This is a genomic window from Candidatus Eremiobacteraceae bacterium, assembly GCA_035314825.1.
Taxonomy (GTDB): Bacteria; Vulcanimicrobiota; Vulcanimicrobiia; order Eremiobacterales; family Eremiobacteraceae; genus JAFAHD01.
In genome coordinates, this window is the sequence record DATFYX010000089.1 from 1 (window position 1) to 16637 (window position 16637).

18 protein-coding genes are annotated in these 16637 nt (G+C 65.8%); 7 read left to right on the forward strand and 11 right to left on the reverse strand.

Going from position 1 to position 16637, the window contains the following annotated elements; genetic code table 11:
- Both VKF82_12625 and sufC read right to left on the reverse strand, forming a co-directional pair.
- Positions 1 to 504 (reverse strand): Fe-S cluster assembly protein SufB (locus tag VKF82_12625; protein HME82900.1); only part of this gene is annotated, 504 nt, incomplete at its 3' end.
- 1 nt (position 505) lies between these two features.
- Positions 506 to 1267, reverse strand: a complete 762-nt coding sequence (sufC, locus tag VKF82_12630; protein ID HME82901.1) for a Fe-S cluster assembly ATPase SufC — start codon at positions 1265 to 1267, stop codon at positions 506 to 508.
- A gap of 133 nt (positions 1268 to 1400) precedes the next feature.
- Here sufC and VKF82_12635 point away from each other — a divergent pair, with 133 nt between their 5' ends.
- The 3 genes from VKF82_12635 (at position 1401) to VKF82_12645 (ending at position 2974) form a co-directional block, all read left to right on the forward strand.
- Entirely contained in the window at positions 1401 to 2039 is a 639-nt protein-coding gene (locus VKF82_12635) for a helix-turn-helix domain-containing protein (GenBank protein ID HME82902.1), read from the forward strand.
- Complete coding sequence (locus VKF82_12640) at positions 2036 to 2446, forward strand: iron-sulfur cluster assembly scaffold protein (protein ID HME82903.1); 411 nt, start codon at positions 2036 to 2038, stop codon at positions 2444 to 2446. The genes VKF82_12635 and VKF82_12640 overlap by 4 nt, the downstream gene beginning before the upstream one ends.
- A gap of 150 nt (positions 2447 to 2596) precedes the next feature.
- Complete coding sequence (locus tag VKF82_12645; protein HME82904.1) at positions 2597 to 2974, forward strand: STAS domain-containing protein; 378 nt, start codon at positions 2597 to 2599, stop codon at positions 2972 to 2974.
- Positions 2975 to 2999: 25 nt separating this feature from the next.
- Here VKF82_12645 and VKF82_12650 read toward each other — a convergent pair whose 3' ends face one another.
- From VKF82_12650 to VKF82_12665, 4 genes are read right to left on the reverse strand one after another with little or no spacing between them, the layout of a single operon-like run.
- Positions 3000 to 3440, reverse strand: a complete 441-nt coding sequence (locus VKF82_12650; protein ID HME82905.1) for a hypothetical protein — start codon at positions 3438 to 3440, stop codon at positions 3000 to 3002.
- 39 nt (positions 3441 to 3479) lie between these two features.
- On the reverse strand, positions 3480 to 3887 hold the full coding sequence (locus tag VKF82_12655) for a hypothetical protein (GenBank protein ID HME82906.1): 408 nt from the start codon (positions 3885 to 3887) through the stop codon (positions 3480 to 3482).
- 1 nt (position 3888) lies between these two features.
- On the reverse strand, positions 3889 to 4524 hold the full coding sequence (locus VKF82_12660; protein HME82907.1) for an MBL fold metallo-hydrolase: 636 nt from the start codon (positions 4522 to 4524) through the stop codon (positions 3889 to 3891).
- Complete coding sequence (locus tag VKF82_12665) at positions 4521 to 4919, reverse strand: thioesterase family protein (GenBank protein ID HME82908.1); 399 nt, start codon at positions 4917 to 4919, stop codon at positions 4521 to 4523. The genes VKF82_12660 and VKF82_12665 overlap by 4 nt, the downstream gene beginning before the upstream one ends.
- 83 nt (positions 4920 to 5002) lie before the next feature.
- Between VKF82_12665 and VKF82_12670 the strand changes: the two genes are divergently transcribed.
- From VKF82_12670 to VKF82_12685, 4 genes are all read left to right on the forward strand, one after another.
- Complete coding sequence (locus VKF82_12670; GenBank protein HME82909.1) at positions 5003 to 6139, forward strand: hypothetical protein; 1137 nt, start codon at positions 5003 to 5005, stop codon at positions 6137 to 6139.
- Positions 6136 to 7338, forward strand: coding sequence for an aldehyde dehydrogenase family protein (locus VKF82_12675; protein ID HME82910.1), 1203 nt, complete (start codon positions 6136 to 6138; stop codon positions 7336 to 7338). The genes VKF82_12670 and VKF82_12675 overlap by 4 nt, the downstream gene beginning before the upstream one ends.
- Positions 7335 to 8681: an aspartate aminotransferase family protein gene (locus tag VKF82_12680; protein ID HME82911.1), complete on the forward strand. Its 1347-nt coding sequence runs from the start codon at positions 7335 to 7337 to the stop codon at positions 8679 to 8681. Before VKF82_12675 ends, VKF82_12680 begins: the two co-directional genes overlap by 4 nt.
- Before the next feature lie 461 nt (positions 8682 to 9142).
- Positions 9143 to 10423 (forward strand): MFS transporter, encoded by a 1281-nt coding sequence (locus VKF82_12685; protein HME82912.1) that lies wholly within the window; start codon positions 9143 to 9145, stop codon positions 10421 to 10423.
- Positions 10424 to 10479: 56 nt separating this feature from the next.
- Here VKF82_12685 and VKF82_12690 read toward each other — a convergent pair whose 3' ends face one another.
- From VKF82_12690 to VKF82_12710, 5 genes are all read right to left on the reverse strand, one after another.
- Positions 10480 to 11439: a hypothetical protein gene (locus VKF82_12690; GenBank protein HME82913.1), complete on the reverse strand. Its 960-nt coding sequence runs from the start codon at positions 11437 to 11439 to the stop codon at positions 10480 to 10482.
- A 124-nt stretch (positions 11440 to 11563) separates the two neighbouring features.
- Positions 11564 to 13072, reverse strand: a complete 1509-nt coding sequence (locus VKF82_12695) for a dihydrolipoamide acetyltransferase family protein (protein ID HME82914.1) — start codon at positions 13070 to 13072, stop codon at positions 11564 to 11566.
- A 63-nt stretch (positions 13073 to 13135) separates the two neighbouring features.
- The gene (locus tag VKF82_12700) at positions 13136 to 14119 is read right to left on the reverse strand and encodes an alpha-ketoacid dehydrogenase subunit beta (GenBank protein ID HME82915.1); all 984 of its coding nucleotides are present in this window, start codon (positions 14117 to 14119) and stop codon (positions 13136 to 13138) included.
- Complete coding sequence (locus tag VKF82_12705) at positions 14120 to 15136, reverse strand: thiamine pyrophosphate-dependent dehydrogenase E1 component subunit alpha (protein ID HME82916.1); 1017 nt, start codon at positions 15134 to 15136, stop codon at positions 14120 to 14122.
- A gap of 38 nt (positions 15137 to 15174) precedes the next feature.
- On the reverse strand, positions 15175 to 16632 hold the full coding sequence (locus tag VKF82_12710; GenBank protein ID HME82917.1) for an NAD-dependent malic enzyme: 1458 nt from the start codon (positions 16630 to 16632) through the stop codon (positions 15175 to 15177).
- Between the last annotated feature and the right edge of the window lie 5 nt (positions 16633 to 16637).

Genomic DNA, 16637 nt, shown 5'->3' on the forward strand with positions numbered 1-16637 from the left:
GGTCGCGAAATACTTGCGCACGATGTCCTCGTGCTCGCGCAGGCCGGCGTCCATGTCCGAGAACAGCACGCCCTTGGCTTCGAGGTCCTTGCGGATGCTGTGGTAGACGACTTCGGAATCGTACTGCGCGGTGACGCCGCCTAAGAACTTGCGCTCCGCCTCGGGGATGCCGAGACGGTCGAACGTGCGCTTGATATCCTCGGGCACGTCTTCCCAGGTCTTGCCCTCGCGGTCGGAGGCACGCATATAATAGTAGATGTCGTCGAAGTCGATGGCCTCGAGCACTTCGTTCTTGGCCCATGCCGGCATCGGCTTGGACAGGAAGATGTCGAGCGAGCGATGGCGGAATTCGCGCATCCACTGCGGCTCGTTCTTCATCTGCGAGATCTGCTCGACGATATCGTGATCGATGCCCTTGCGCGACTTGAACGAATAGCTATCCGTCTGATCGCGGAAGCCGTACTTATAATCTTTGTCGACGAGCTGTTTCTCTTCGAGCGCCATATTACACCGCTGCCAATTCTTTGATGATCGGGTCGTAACCGGTGCGCTCGAGCTCCTGCGCGAGCTCCGGCCCGCCCTCTTTGACGATGCGTCCTTTGACGAGCACGTGCACTTTGTCGGGCTTCACGTAGTTGAGGATGCGCTGGTAGTGCGTGATGAGCAGGATCGAATGCTCGGGCGACCGTTGGGCTTCGATGCCTTGCGCGATGATGCGCAGCGCGTCGATGTCAAGTCCCGAATCCGTCTCATCGAGGATCGCGAGGGTGGGCTGCAGCACGAGCATCTGCAGCATCTCGAGCCGTTTCTTCTCGCCGCCCGAGAAGCCGTCGTTGACGTAGCGGCCCAGCACCTTGGTCTCGATCTTGAGCTTGGCGGCCGCGTTGTCGAGCAGCGCTTTGAACTTGGCGGGCGTCAGCGGGGCATCGCCCTTGTGGCGCGCCATCAGCGTGTTGCGCATGAAATTGGCGACGCTCACGCCGGGCACCGACGACGGGTATTGGAAGGCCAAGAACATGCCGGCCAGCGAGCGCTCGTTGGGGGGCAGCTCCAGGATGCTGCGGCCCTGGAAGATGACGTCGCCTTGCGTGACCGCATACTTGGGATGGCCCATGAGGACCAGCGAAAGCGTGCTCTTGCCTGAGCCGTTGGGGCCCATCAGGGCGTGGACCGTGCCGCGCTCGATCGTGAGGTCGATGCCGCGTATGATCTCGTTGTCGCCGACCTTGACGTGGAGGTCCCTGACCTCGAGGATGACGTCAGCCATGGGGTCCTTTCGGGGATGTAGCGGTCGAATTTATTCGACCGTGCAAGAGATAGAGGTATAGATAGTATAGATAAATGTTGAAATTCTTGCAATAGTGCCTTATACTAAGGTTGCCGGGAACCCTGGCACGACTATGCGAGAAGCAAGCTTTTTCCAATCGACGCGCGGACGGATCGTCGAGTCGCTGCAGCGCCGCGGTCCCCAGACCGTCGCGGAGCTGGCGGCCGGCCACGAGCTCACGAACAACGCCATCCGCCAGCATCTGGCGCGGCTTGAGCGCGACGGGCTGGTCGTCGAAGCTACCGAGCGCCGTGGACCCACCAAACCCAGCCTCGTGTTCTCTTTGACCGCCGAGGGCCGCCGTCTGTTCCCGCAACGGTACAGCACGCTGCTCAACGCGGTGCTCGAGGAGATCGGCGCGACGCAGGGCCGCGAGAAGGTCAAAGAGATCTTCCATAGCATCGGTCAGCGCTCGGCCCGCAAGTACGCGCGGCGCTTCGAGGGCAAGGGCCTACAGGAGCGGGTCGCCGAGCTGACGGCCATCCTGCGCGAGCAGGGCGTGGTGGCTGACTACGAGTCCGCGCCAGACGGCTTTGTGCTGCGCGAGCACACCTGCCCCTTCCGCGACACGGTTGCGACCAACCCCGAAGTGTGCTCGGTCGTCCACGCGCTCATGGAAGAGGTCCTACCCGCCAAAGCCGAACAGCGCCTGTCGATCGCCCGCGGCGACGACACCTGCGAATTCGCCATCCCCGCAACCGGAGGCAAATGATGGATTTCCCCAAGTTCCAGGAACTCGTGACCAATCGCACTGGGTTCGCCCAGATGGCCGAGCCATCGGCGACGGGGGAGTACTTCTCCGACTCGTGCGGCGACATGTACACGATCTACCTCAAAGTCGGCGAAGGCGATCGCATCGAGGACATCTCCTATTTCACGACCGGCTGCGGCTTTGGCATCGCGACCTGCGCGATCCTGACCGAGCTGGCGAAGGGCAAGACAGTCGATGAGGCCGCCTCCATCGCGCCGGCCGATATCGAAGCCTACCTGGGCGGCTATCCCGAGCGCAAGAAAGACTATCCCGAGCGCGTGCTTGAGGCCTTGCGGATCACGATCGACAACTACCGCAAGGGCTCGAAAGCGGGCACGGCGGCCGACGCGTTTGCGAAGCTGAATTAGGGGCCCGGCAAGCAGCTCCCAGCGTCATCTCAGGCGGACCGAAAGACCTGCGACTTTGGTCGCAGCGAGTTCTCCTCGCCGTTTAACCTCGCTTTCACCTTATTCTCGTAACATCTACAGCGTAGTCCGGTAGACTGATCACAAAGCGTTATGAACAATACAGCATCACTACTCGCCTCGCGCCGCGCCATCAAGGCCACGGACACTATCGTCGTGGGCCGCGAGCTCAATTCGTCCGTGTCGCGACGCTTCTCGCGAGCCATCGCCAAGCTGATCGAGGCCGGCACCCGCGCTTGCACGATCGACATGTCGGCGGTCGAAGACGCCGATTCGAGCGGCTTCGGCGCGCTGGTCACCGCCCTGCGCAAACTCGAAGAGGTCGGTGCTCGCGCCGTCGTGATCTGCGCCAACCCGGCCATCCGCAAACTGTTCGAAGTGACCTCGGTCAGCAGGTTGGCTGCCGTGGTGACCCGGCCTGAAGACGCGCGCCGCGTGCACGCGTCGTTCGCCAGCGGCCTCGCCTCGTAGCCCGCTCCGGCTTTCGTTCTTCCGCTTACTTATTGAACGGGAAATCGCTGCCGCAGGTGGCGATCTCCGACTGCGTCAGATTGCTAGCCAGACAGCTCACCGCGCTCGCGAATGCTATGTGCGATGAGCTGCTCTTGTAATACGCCGTGAGCTCCTGGACGTAGACGGCGATCGGACGCGCGAATACCGGCTCATCCTTGGGCAGCAGCGCCTGCGCGTCGCGCTGCGAGCGAGACAAGTACCCGTGGACCCAGCCGATCTTGTAGAGCGCGATCATGGCGCTCAGCGACGATTCCTTTTGCTGTTCGTCGCCGCGGGTCCACTGCTGCGGGTTGAGCATCAAGGACTCGCTGCTGGGCGTCGGCGCAGGCGATGGGCCGGTCGTCGAGGCACCCGCGCTCGTGGCGAGTGCGACGACGGCGAGGCCGAGCGCGCTCGCAGCGGTGACAGCGAGCGTTGTCCGCATCTTACGAAACCACATAACCGAACACTCCCGATCACCCTTCTAATGCGAGCGCCGGAACGTCGGCCCGGCGATCATGGGCGCGTCTGGATAGAAATCGCGCAGCACTTCAGCGACGCTCAACTCGAACGTCGCGAGACCGTCATGCTCTCCTATCGGCTGGACGCCGCCGCGCAGCGAGTAGGCGGCTCCGTCGAGCACGCACCATAGCGTGGCGCGCAAACGGCGACGCAGATTCATCTGCGTCGTGCTTTGCGCGTGCACGACGAACGTGATGCGCCGCTCGTCCAGCGCTTTGACCTCGCCCGGCGCGAGCACCGCGACGCGCGACTGGTCGTCGCCGTCCACGGTCACCAGGAGGAACGCGCGCACGGGCTCGCCGGCTTGTTCCGGCGCGCCCATCTCAAAGCGCAGCGGCGGCGGAATGGTGTCGCCTATCTTCTCCGACATATCACTTCTCCACCAGGAACGGATTCGACGCTCGTTCGGTGCCGATCGTCGTGCGCGGTCCGTGGCCCGGCAAGACGATCGAGTCGTCGGGCATGGGCAGCAGGCGCGTGCGGATGGAGCGCAAGATCTGCTCCATCGAGCCGCCCCACAGATCGGTGCGCCCGATGCTGCCGGCGAACAGCGTGTCGCCCGCGAAGACCAGCGGCACGTCCTGCGGCACGACGAATGAAACGCTGCCGGGCGAGTGGCCTGGGGTGTGCGTCACCTCGAGTTTGCTGCCGCCGAACTCGAGCGCCTGCGCGTCGCGCAGATAGCCGTCGAGCTTGGTGACCGGCGGCGCGGGCACGCCCAGCCATTGCGCCTGCAGCGCGACGTTCTCGTACATCGGCACATCCGCTTCGTGCATCATCGCGGGCGCGCCGGTCAGCTCCTTGAGCCGGGCGATGCCGCCGACGTGATCGATGTGCCCGTGCGTCGCGACGATGGCGCGTACGCGCAAGCCGTGGCGGTCGAGCAACGCGCTGATGCGCTCGACCTCGTCGCCTGGGTCGATCACGATCGCCTCTTTGGTGGCTTCGTCGCCGATGATGATGCAGTTGCACATCAGCATGCCGACGGGGATGGTCTCGATGATCACGCGCGCTTGCCCTTTTCCATCGCCTTCGCCAAGAACGGCTTCGACTCGATGATGAAGCGCTCGTGGCTGCCCGCAAAACACAGATCGACTGCGTCGTGCGCCTCGACGTCGAAGACCAGCCTGCGCCGGTCGATCTCTTTGAGCGTCGCGCGCATGGTGAAGGGCATGCCGGCCGGCGTCGCCGCGAGATGGCGCACGTCGAGGCGGATGCCAACGGTCGCCTCGCCGGGCGCCAGAAAGGGCAGCACGCAGCGCACGCATTCGGCCTCGGCCAAGTGCACCAGGTGCGGCGTGGCGAGCACCGGGATGCCGGGATTGCCATAGCGATCCGCCAGCCGCTCTTCGGTAGCGGTGTAGCTGGTGCTCGACGTCAAGCCGGTCTTGAGCTGATGCATGCGTGTGCTGTCGTTTCTTTCGGCGCGGCCGGCGTTTCGGCTTCGGATGAGAACGCCGTTGTCCTGTCAAAAACGCTGGCATCGTGCAACTCGACGGACCTGTCGCGGCTTCACAGCTTCGCGCGCACGAGCTCGATCGGCGCATCTTGCGCTTCATCGAGTGCGTTGACGCGGATGATGCGGCGTTCGAGCGCATCGCGCTCGAGGTGTTCACCTATCAGTACGAAACGAACGGACCGTACCGGCGTTTTTGCGATCGACTTGGGCGCACCCCGGACGTTGTGCGAGGTTGGATCGACGTGCCCGCCATCCCGACGTCGGTGTTCGCGCAGCTCCGGCTGGCGTGTTTCCCGCCCGAGCGCACGCGGCAGACGTTCGTGTCGAGCGGCACGACGCGCGACGCGCGCTCGCGTTTGGAACTCGAAGACACGGCGCTCTACGACGCATCGCTGCTTGCGCATTTCCGCCAGCGCGTGCTCCCCGACACGCACGCGATGCAGCTCGTCGCGCTGGCTCCGTCTTTCGACGACGCTCCCAGCTCCTCGCTGTCGTACATGCTGTCGAAGATCGCCCAGGTCTACGGCACGCCTGACGATGGCTTCTACCTGCGCGGCGACGAGCTCGATTTCGAAGCGGTGGCCGCCGCGTTACGCGGCGCCGCGCAGCCTCTTCTCGTGGTAGGTACCGCTTTCGGCTTCGTGCACTTCTTCGACCGCTGCGCCGGCGCGGGTCTGCGCTTTGCACTGCCTCGTGGCAGCCGCGTCGTCGAAACCGGGGGCTTCAAGGGCCAGTCGCGCGAGGTCGGGCGCGACGAGTTGTACGGCTGGTTCGAACGCGTGCTGGGCGTGCCGCGCGAGCTGTGCGTCTCGGAATACGGCATGTGCGAGCTCGGCAGTCAATGGTACGACGCCAATCTCGAGGACGCCATGCAGGGCCGCACGCCGCGGTTGCATCTCAAAGTCGGCCCGCACTGGGCGCGCGCGCTCATCGTCGATCGCGTCACCGGCGCGCCGCGGTTCGACGACGAGCCCGGCTTGCTGCAGGTCCTCGATCTGAGCAATCGCGGCTCGGTGGCGTCGGTGCTGACCGGCGATCTCGCCCGCCGCATGGATGGCGGATTCGAACTCTTGGGCCGCGCACCGGGCGAACCGCCCAAGGGCTGCAGCATCGCGGTCGACGCGGCGCTCGAGCGGGCAGCGCCGGTCGAGCGCCGATCGTGACGACGCACATCGTCTCCGTCCGAGAACGCGCGGGCGCGATCGCGGCTGAGGCCGCGCAGTGGCGGAATCTCGATTCAGCCCCGCGGATCCAGGCGCGCGTGGCGCTCGCCGGCGGCACGTGGGCGCCGGCGGTGGTCGAGGAGGCGCTCGACAACGCGCTCTGGGACCTCGACGAACCCCGCGCGCTCGAACTCTGTAGTAGGGCGTTCTCTGAACGCGCCGGCGCGTTTGAAAAACGCGCTACTACATTAGTCATCTTGCCGGGCAACGTCATCGGACCAGTCATCCAGACGGCGTTTTGCACTGCGGTGGCAGGCGCACGCGCCATCTTGAAGGCGTCGAGCGCGGAGCGGCATCTCGCGGAGATATTGGTCCGCCAATTCGAGGCGGCTGGACCGCCGCTGTCCGGCATCCTTGAAGCGAGCCATTGGCGCGGCGGTGATATCGAGGCCGAAGCCGCAGAGCTCGCGCGTGTGGACAAGGTTATCGCGTTCGGTGAAGACGCCACGATCGCCCAGATCCGCGCGCGGGCGGGCGAGCGCGACCTCGTCGGCTACGGCGAGTCGTACAGCCTGGGCTTCGTTCATGCCGGCGCGGACATCGGAGACGCTGCGAGCGCGGCGGCATACGATGTGTGCATGTTCGATCAGCGCGGCTGCATGTCGCCGCAGACCATCTACGTGGCCGGCGACCCAGGCAGAGCGCTGCGTTTCGCCCACGCCTTGCGGCTAGCCCTGGCCTCGCTCGGAGCCACCCTTGCGCGCGCGCCTTTCGGACCAGACGAAGCTGCTCTGGTCTCAGATTTCGTGCGGCGTCTGGCGGCTACCGCCATCGCGCCGCTCCCGCACGGGCTGGACACGCTGTTGCGCGGGCCGCTGCGCGACGGCGTGCCGGAATTCGTCGTCGCGGTCGAGCCGTTCGGCCAGCCGACGTGCGCCGGATTCGGGCGCATCGTCGTCGTCAAACACGCGCCCAGTGCGCGCGACGTCACCACGCAATTGAAGTACTATGGGCGCGCCGTCGAGACCGTCGGGATCGCGCCGCGGACGACGCAAGCCGAATTCGATGCGCTGCGGCGCTCGGGTGCGCTGCGCATCTGCGCGCTCGGGCAGATGCAGCGTCCGCCGTTCGGCCACCGGCCGCGGCTGTCAGATTTTATGGAGCGGTCGAATTCATTCGACCGTTACGACGCGCCGTGAACGGCGAGGAGCTCGGCCGTATCGTCGTCGAGCCGCCAGGCCCGCGCAGCCTTGAGCTGATGGGCCGGCTGCGCGAGGTCGAAACCCCGAACATCACCTTCTCGAGCGAACGCTTTCCGGTCTTCTTCGAGCGCGGCGCGGGCGCCAATCTCATCGACGTGGATGGCAACACGTATGTGGACCTCACCGCCGCCTTCGGCGTCGCCGCCACCGGGCATAGCAATCCGCAGGTGGTCGAGGCCGTCGCCGATCAGGCCCGGCTGCTGCTTCACGGCATCGGCGACGTGCATCCCAATGAGGTCAAAGTGGCGTTGGCCGAAAAGCTGTGCGCGCTCGCGCCGGGCGACGGTCCCAAGCGCGTGATCCTCTCCTCGACCGGCGCCGAGGCGGTGGAGTCCGCGCTCAAGACTGCGACGCTCGCGTCGGGCAAGCCGGGCGTGCTGTGTTTCACCGGCGCCTATCACGGGCTGACCTACGGCGCGCTCGAAGTCACGGATCGCGACTTCTTCCGCAAGCCGTTCGCGCGCCAGCTCGGCGGCTTTGCGACCCGCGTCCCCTACGCGTACTGCTATCGCTGCCCGCTCGCGCTCACCTACCCGTCGTGCGAGACCGCGTGCTTGAGCTTCGTCGAGGAAGTGATGGACAGCCAGGCCGGCGAGACGATCGGCGCGGTCATCGTCGAGGCCATCCAAGGCCGGGGCGGCGACGTCAACGCGCCGTTCGACTGGCTGCTCGATCTGCGCGAGCTGTGCGACCGCCGCAAGCTGCTGCTGATCGTCGACGAGGTCTATACCGGGTTTGGGCGCACGGGGCGCTGGTTCGCCTGCGAGCATGCCGGCGTCGTGCCGGATCTGCTGTGCGTGGGCAAGGGCATGGCGTCGGGCTTCCCGATCTCCGCTTGCATCGGCAGCGAACGGGTGATGGACGCGTGGCCGCCCTCGCACGGAGAGGCCATCCACACCAGCACCTTCCTCGGACATCCGACGGGCTGCGCCGCGGCCTTGGCTTCGATCGCCGAGATCGAGCGGCTCGGGCTGGTGGCGCGCGCGGCGTCCAACGGAGAGTACCTCGGGGGCCTTTTGAAAGCGGCGGCGCAGAAGGTGGGTCCTGGTATCGGCGACGTGCGCGGGTGCGGTCTGATGTGGGGAATCGAGCTCGTCAAGGATCAGCGCGAGCCCGATGCATCTCGAGCGAGCAGCGCCGTCACCCAAGCCCTGCGGCGCGGCGTCGTCGTGCTGGCCGGCGGACCGGAGAACAACGTGCTTTCGCTGTCTCCGCCGCTCGTCATCACGCGCGAACAGCTCGCATTCGGAGTCGAAACGATCGGCGAAGCGCTTGCATGAACCGCCTATCCACAACACGTCCACAAGAACTTCTGTCGAATCGCGGCTTATCCACAATTTATTTGCAAAAGGAACAGTCGTTCGGCTTGCCTTCATTAACGATGGATTGTATACTGCCACTACACCGACCGCGGTGCCGGGGAAGCGAAGCAACAACGGATGGTGCGAGTGCAATCGCACAGAGCTGAGCGCCTCGGGAATGGTACCCCTGCCGTTGGGGACTAGGCTCACGCCTAGTGATGGACCTGGGGATCGCGTCCCAGTAAAGCCAAAGTAAGCGGACCGGCAACGGCCGTTGACCGGACCGAAAATGAGGCTTCAGCGCCATCGACCAGACCAGTTACGACCGGGCTCACGCCCGGTCGTTACTGTTTATGCCGCTCCGTGGAGCGGTCGAGTTTACTCGACCGTCGAATTTACTCGACCGGAAATGTGCCGGCCGCGCGCGAAATGCGTGAGACGTGTCCTCCTCGATCCCGCACGACGCCATTTCGCCCGAACTCACCGACCACCCGAGCCAACAAGCCCTCGAGCGCTTCGGCGCCTTCGCCTATCGCGAGTTCCGGCTGCTCTGGTTCGGCCTGCTGGTCTCGAATATCGGCGGCTGGATGGCCATCCTCGCGCAGGGCTGGCTGGTCGTCGAACTCGCGCCCAATGCCGCTCTCGCGTCGCTTTACCTGGGCCTGGTGGGCTTCGTCCGGGCCATCCCTGTCTTCGCGCTCTCGGGCTTCGCCGGCGCGCTGGCTGACCGGCGCGACCGCCGCCGCATCCTCGCGGTCTGCGAGCTGGCGCTGGGCCTGCTCACGCTATCGCTTGGCGTCCTCGCGCAACTGGGGATCGTGCGCGTCTGGCATGTGCTTCTCATCGCGGCATTGACCGCGGCTGTCAGCTCGTTCGAGGCGCCCACCCGCCAGTCGCTGGTCTCGGTGCTCGTGGGCAAGCGCGAGCTGATGAACGCGATCGGCCTCAACTCCGCCGCCTTCAACGGCCCGGCGATCATCGGCCCGGCCCTGGGCGGCATCATCGTCAGCGCGTATGGGGTCGCCGACTGCTTCTACGTCAACGCGGTGTCGTACATGGCGGTCTTCGCGGCGGTGCTGCTGATGAAGCCCAAGCCGCCTGTCGCCGACCGGCCGCAGACCGACATCTGGCACGACGTCATCGAAGGCTTCCTGTACGTCCGGGCCAACGCGCTGATCTTCGCGGTCGTCGTGCTCTCGGCTCTGCAGGCGCTGGTCGCGCGCCCCTATATCCAGTTGCTGCCGGCGTTCGCCAAGGCGCAGCTGAGCGCCAATGCGCGCCAGCTGGGCATCCTAATGGCCGTGGCCGGCGCCGGTGCGCTTGCTGGATCGATCGCAACCGCCTTCGTCGGCAGCCGGGCCCCACGCGGCAAGCTGCTGATGGCCACCGCGGCCGCCTCGGGCGCGCTGCTCGCCTTGTTGGGCGCGACCCACGCGCTGTGGGCAGCGGCGCTCGTGCTGGCGGGCTTGAGCGTCGCGGCGATGCTCTATCTGGGCACGGCGAACACGATCTTGCAGACGCATACGCCGATGGCGATGCGCGGCCGCGTCATGTCCATCTACACGATGATCTTCTTGGGCTTCATGCCGTTGGGATCGTGGCTGCTCGGCTCGATCGCCAGCGTCACGTCGTTGCCCGTCGCGTTCGCGCTCGGCGGTGCCGTCTTGATTCTTGCGGTCGCTGTGATCGCCCGGCGTCCGGACATCCGCGAGCTGCGCTAAGGGAAAAGAAAACGGCGCCCGGTCTGGGCGCCGTTCGTCGCGTGTCGCGGCTGCGTCTAGCCGTTTTGATCGGGGACTTGTAGCATGGCGCTGGGCCCATTCGCTGGCACCAGCGGCGCTACGCTCGGCGCATCGATGACGAAGAAATCGGTATCCGTTCCCGGACCGATCGCAACGGATTGGCCGGCTAAACACGCAGCGTTCTGCGGATCATTCGCTGCGGGTCCGACCTGTGGGATGTTCGCGTATGGCGGTCCCGCCGCCACGTTAAGAGCCGTCAGCGGAGGCCCGGCGCCGCCCGCGGGATAGGTGGCGAGGCAATAGCTGCCTGTCGTCGAGGACTTGAGCACAACGTTGTTCGCCCAGCTCGCCGCAGGCGCAGCGGCGGTGCCGAGCACGAGGGCAGATGCAAGCTTCGTTCCGGAGTGGGTGCCATCACCGCACAGCGCCGGGGCGTTGCAATTGTACCAGACGTCGACGTTAGCTCTCGCGTTCGGCGACGCGTTGAACACGCTCGTCGCGCGGATGCCGGCGGGAGTCGCGTATACGGGCAGCAGCCACTCCGCCCACTGCGTCGTGTGATAGGCGGCATCGCCTTCAGCGACGAGGGCGATCTTCTGGCCGGCCTTCAACGTGATCGTCGCATCGAGAAACGCCGGGGAGAGCGTGCCGTGCTGCACGAGTTTGAAGTCGTGCGCGCCGATCGGCAGCGCGATGAACGGCGTCACCGGTCCGACGATCACGGGTCCGCTATTCGCCGGATTCGGCAGGGCGTACGGGTAAGAGAAATTCGGAAACGCGAGCTTGTTGTCTATATACAGATCGGTGTTGGTCACCGTAAGGTTCAGGTTGGGCGAACCTTGGATAAACTCGATGCGCGCCGCGCCGCCGGGGAAGGTGAAGGTCTGCGGGTTCGGACCGGTCGCCGGCAACGGAGCACTGCTGCTGGCACAGGACGCCAAAGTTACCCCGGCCAAAAGCGCAAGCCCGAGCGCGGCTAAACGTGAGAAGCTCATCCGCATAGAGGTCCTTTCCTCAAGGATGCGAGACTCGCAAAGGCAACTTTGCGATTGACTACCCGCGCCTGTTTCGCGCACGGTCCGAGCGTCCCTTCCCCTTGAAACGGCCCTGCCCACGGGCCTAGCCGGAGTAGGTTTCCAGCCGCTTTTTGACGGCTTGCAGGAAATGGGACGCGACCGCGCCGTCCAGGACCCGGTGGTCCAGCGCGAGGCAAAGATTCATGATGTGGCGGATGGCGATCGCGTCGTCGACCACCCACGGCCGGCGCACGATGGCCTCGGTCGTGATGATGGCGGCTTGCGGGGGGTTGATGATCGGCACCGACGCGATGCTGCCGAGGCTGCCGGTATTATCTACTGTGATGGTGCCGTCGGTGAGGTCGTCCATCGTGAGCTTGCGCGCGCGCGCCCGCCCGACCAGCTCGTTGATGGTCGTCGCCAAGCCCGCGAGGCTGTAGCGATCCGCGTCTCTGACGACCGGCACGACCAGCCCCTCGTCGACGTCGACTGCGACGCCGATGTTGATGTGTCGGCGCTGGATGATCGAATCGCCCGCCCAGGTCGCGTTGACCATCGGGTATTCGCGGATCGCGCCGCACACCGCCTGGATGACGATGGGCAGATAAGTGAGGTTCACGCCCTCGCGCGCCTTGAATGCGTCCTTCTCTTGATTGCGCCACTTGACCAGCGCGGTGACGTCGGCTTCTACCATTGACCATGCGTGCGGAATCGTCGTCTTCGAGAGCACCATGCGCTCGGCGATCGTCTTGCGCATCTGCGAAAGCCGTATGACGGTGTCTTCGGGTCCGGGCGGCGCGATCGGCAGCGGCTGCACGGTTGATGCCGCGACCTTGATCGGCGCCGCGGATGGGGTTGCTGCCGGTGCGGTCACCTGCGCGGGCAGTGGTGCGGCTGGAGGCGGGGCGCCCGGATGCGCCGGCGCGCTCGGTTTGACGGCGGCAGCCGGCACGACCGCGGAAGGCGGCGGTACTGGCGCAGTTCTTGGCACCGATGGCGCGGTGCTCGCACTGGCCTGCGCGGTATTCTCGACGTGCGACATGACGTCGCGCGCCGTCAGGCGCCCTCCGCGTCCGGAACCCGCGATGCCGGAAAGATCGATGTGGTGCATCCGTGCCAACCTGCGCACTGCGGGTGAATGACGAGCGCCATTGTTCTGTCCGGCATCACCGGCTGCTACCGCCGCGGCTGCGGCCGGTGCAGTGGCTGCCGGAGCGTTCACTGCGGGAGCGGGTACCGACGGAGCGGATGCGGGCGGCGCAACGGTCGGTTGAGGTGCTGCTTCAGGTGGCGCTACTGCGAGCGGCGCGGCTGCAGCGGGGGCGGGTGCGGCTGCGACCGGTGCCGGTGCGGGCACCGGCGCACCCGGCGCTTCGCCCGCTGCGAGAATCTCGCACACGGGCGCACCGACGGGCACCGTCGCGCCTTCGTCGGCGAGAATCGCGGATAGCGTGCCTGCGAACGGCGAGGGGATCTCCGAGGCGACTTTGTCGGTCTCGACCTCGAGCAACGGCTCGTACTTGGCGACCTGATCGCCGGCCTTTTTGAGCCAACGGCCGACGGTGCCTTCTGTCACCGTCTCGCCGAGCTGCGGCATCAGCACTCGTGGCACTATTGTATTCGGTCGAATAAATTCGACCGCTCCATACGGTCGAGTAAACTCGACCGCTCCATATCAGTAGGCGGCGAGGTCGCGCATCGCGGCTGCGATCCGCTCCGCGCTCGGCATGAACGCCTCTTCGTATTCCTTCGCATATCCCATCGCCGGCACGTCCGGCCCGCACAGCCGGCGCACCGGTGCGTCGAGCTCGAACAGCGCTTCCTCGGCGATGATGGCCGCGACTTCCGCGCCGACTCCGCCGAACTTGTTGTCCTCGTGCACGATCAGCGCGCGCCGCGTCTTGGTGACGCTGGCGAGCACCGTCTCTCTATCCATCGGCCGGATCGAGCGAAGATCCACGACCTCAGCGTCGATCCCCTCGGCGGCCAGCTTTTCGGCCGCCTCGACCGCGAAGTGGCGCATCAGGCCGTAGGTGATGACCGAGAGGTCCTTGCCTTCGCGCGCGATGGCGGCCTTGCCGATCGGCACGGTGTAGTCGCCGTCGGGCACCTCGCCCTTGATGAGGCGATACGTCTTCTTGTGTTCGAGCACCATCACCGGATCTTCATCGCGGATGGCGCTGGTGAGCAGCCCTTGGGCATCCGCAGGGGTCGACGGAACGCAGATCTTCAGGCCCGGCACGTGGTAGAACAGCGCCTCGACGCTGACCGAATGCGAGAGCGCGCCGCGCACGCCGCCGCCGTAAGGCGTTCGGATCACCATCGGACACGAGTTGCCGCCGGCGCTGCGATAGCGGACCTTGGCCGCCTCGCCCACGATCTGGTTGTATGCGGGATAGATGAAATCCGCGAACTGGATCTCGGCGATCGGGCGCATGCCCGCCATGGCGGCGCCGATCGCGACGCCGACGATCGACGCTTCGGCCAGCGGCGTGTCGATGACGCGCTGCCTGCCGAACTTGTCCATGAAGCCTTGCGTGATGAGGAAGACGTTGCCGCGCGCGCCGACGTCCTCGCCCATGATGAAAACGCGTTCGTCGCGCACCATCTCGTTGTACATGGCGTCGCGCACGCCTTCGAGCACGGTCTTGGTCGCCATCTACGACAACGGCCCCGACGCGTAGACGTGGGTGTACAGATCCGCTTCTGTGGGCGGCGGCTGCGCTTCGGCCCAGTCGGTCGCTTCGTCGACTTCCTTCTGCGCCGCGGCCAGCGTCTCCGCGAAGAACGCATCATCGGCAAGCCCGCGGTCTTTGAGCCACGCCTCGAACTTCGGGATCGGGTCGCGCGCCTTGACGGCCTCGATCTCGTCGGGCGTGCGATAGGTGAGCTGATTGTCGTCGGACGTGTGCGACATCGCGCGGTAGCACTTGGCTTCGACCAGCGTCGGCCCGTCGCCGCGGCGCGCCCGCTCGATGGCTTCGTGCACGCACGAGAAGGTGACCACCGGATCGGTCCCGTCGCAGATCACGCCCGGCATGCCGTAGCCGGCCGCCCGATCGGCGACGTTTTGGATCGCCATCTGCATCTTCTGGGGCACTGAGATCGCGTATTCGTTGTTCTCGCACAAGAACACGCACGGCGTCTTGTGCACGCTCGCGAAGTTGAGCGCTTCGTGCCATTCGCCTTCGCTCGTCGAGCCTTCGCCGAACGTGATCAGGACGACGGCCGGCTCCTTGCGCATCTTGAACGCCAGCGCCATGCCGACGCCGTGCGTCACGTGTGCCGCGATGATACTCGAGATGCTCGCGATGTTGCGGTCGGGCACGCTATAGTGATTGGGGAACTGGCGGCCGCTCGAGAAGATGTCGCCTTTGCGCGCGAACAGGCACATGAGCTGCTCTTTGGCGGTCACGCCGGCGGACAGCGCCAGGCACGTATCGCGGTAATACGGCACGATCCAGTCCGTGCCGCGGCGAACCGCAAAGGCCGCGCCGGCCTGCACTGCTTCGTGGCCTTGGCAGGTCGCCGCGAACGGGATCTTGCCTTGACGGTTGAGCGCGAACGCGCGGTCGTCGCACTGGCGCGTCAGCACCATCTTCGCGTACATCTCGCGCAAAATCGCAGGCGTCAGCCCTTCGGGCAACGCCGCGCGGATGCGGGGCTCGCTCTTCATGACCCTATCGGTTACCCCCCGGCGGCGCCGTTCCTCTCTTAGAGCTGGACCTGCGGGCGCTCGTCCGCTTCGAGGTCCTCACCCGCCGGCGCCTTGCGCGCGACGCCGGACTCGTACGCCGCGTTGACGACCGCTTTGCTGACCGCTTCGACGACGCGATTGTCGAACACGCTGGGGATGATGTATTCGGATGAAAGCTCTTCGGGCGCGATGACCGATGCGATCGCATGCGCCGCGGCGAGCTTCATCGGCTCGTTGATGCAGCGCGCGCGCGCATCGAGCGCACCGCGGAAGACGCCGGGGAACGCGAGCAGATTGTTGATCTGGTTCGGATAATCCGAACGACCCGTGCCCATCACGGCGACGTACGGCTCGGCGACGTCGGGCGCGATCTCCGGCAACGGGTTGGCCATCGCGAAGACGATCGGATCTTTGGCCATGCGTTTGAGGTCGTCGACGTTCATGATGTTCGGCGCGGACAAGCCGATGAACACGTCGGCGCCCTCAAGCACGGTCGCGAGCGGACCCGAGCGGCGCCCCTTGTTGCTGTGCTCGGCGACCCACTGCATCATCTCGTTGCCCGAGTAGTCGCGACCCGCGACCAGCGCGCCGTTGCGATCGACGCCGATGACGTCGCCGGCGCCGGCGGAGATCAGGATCTTCGCGCACGCCGAGCCGGCCGCGCCGATGCCGTTGATCACGATGCGCACGTCACCGATGTTCTTATGCACGACTTTGAGCGCGTTGAGCAACGCGGCGAGGATGACGATCGCAGTGCCGTGCTGGTCGTCGTGCATCACCGGCATCTCGAGCGCCTCGCTCAAGCGCCGTTCGATCTCGAAGCAGCGCGGCGATGAGATGTCTTCGAGGTTGATGCCGCCGAACACCGGCGCGATGTTGAGCACGGTCTGCACGATCTCGTCGGGATCCTTGGTCGCCAGACAGATCGGGAACGCGTCGACGCCCGCGAACTGCTTGAACAGCATCGCCTTGCCTTCCATCACCGGCAGCGCGGCGTACGGCCCGACGTCGCCCAGGCCGAGCACCGCGGTGCCGTCGGACACGATGGCCACCATATTGCGCTTCACCGTCAAGCTGTAGGCCTTCGATGGATCTTCTGCGAGCGCAAGGCTCACGCGCGCCACGCCGGGCGTATAGACGCGCGACAGGATCTCGCGATTGGTCACCGGGATCTTGGGGTTGATCTCGATCTTGCCGCCGAGATGCGCCAAGAACGTGCGGTCGGTGACGTGGATGACGCGCACGCCTTCGACTTTGGCGATCGCGGCCACGACGGCGTTCAGATGTCCCTCATCGCTGACGTCGATGCTGATGTCGCGGATCGCGCGTTTGGTCCCGACGCGGCTGACGTCGACCGCGCCGATGTGGCCGCCTGTATCGGCGATGGCCGACGCGATGTGGGCGAACGTGCCTAGCGTCGTCGGCGCCTCGATGCGCACGATGGACGAAAAGCCTATCTTGAGCTGGCCTGCCACGGGCT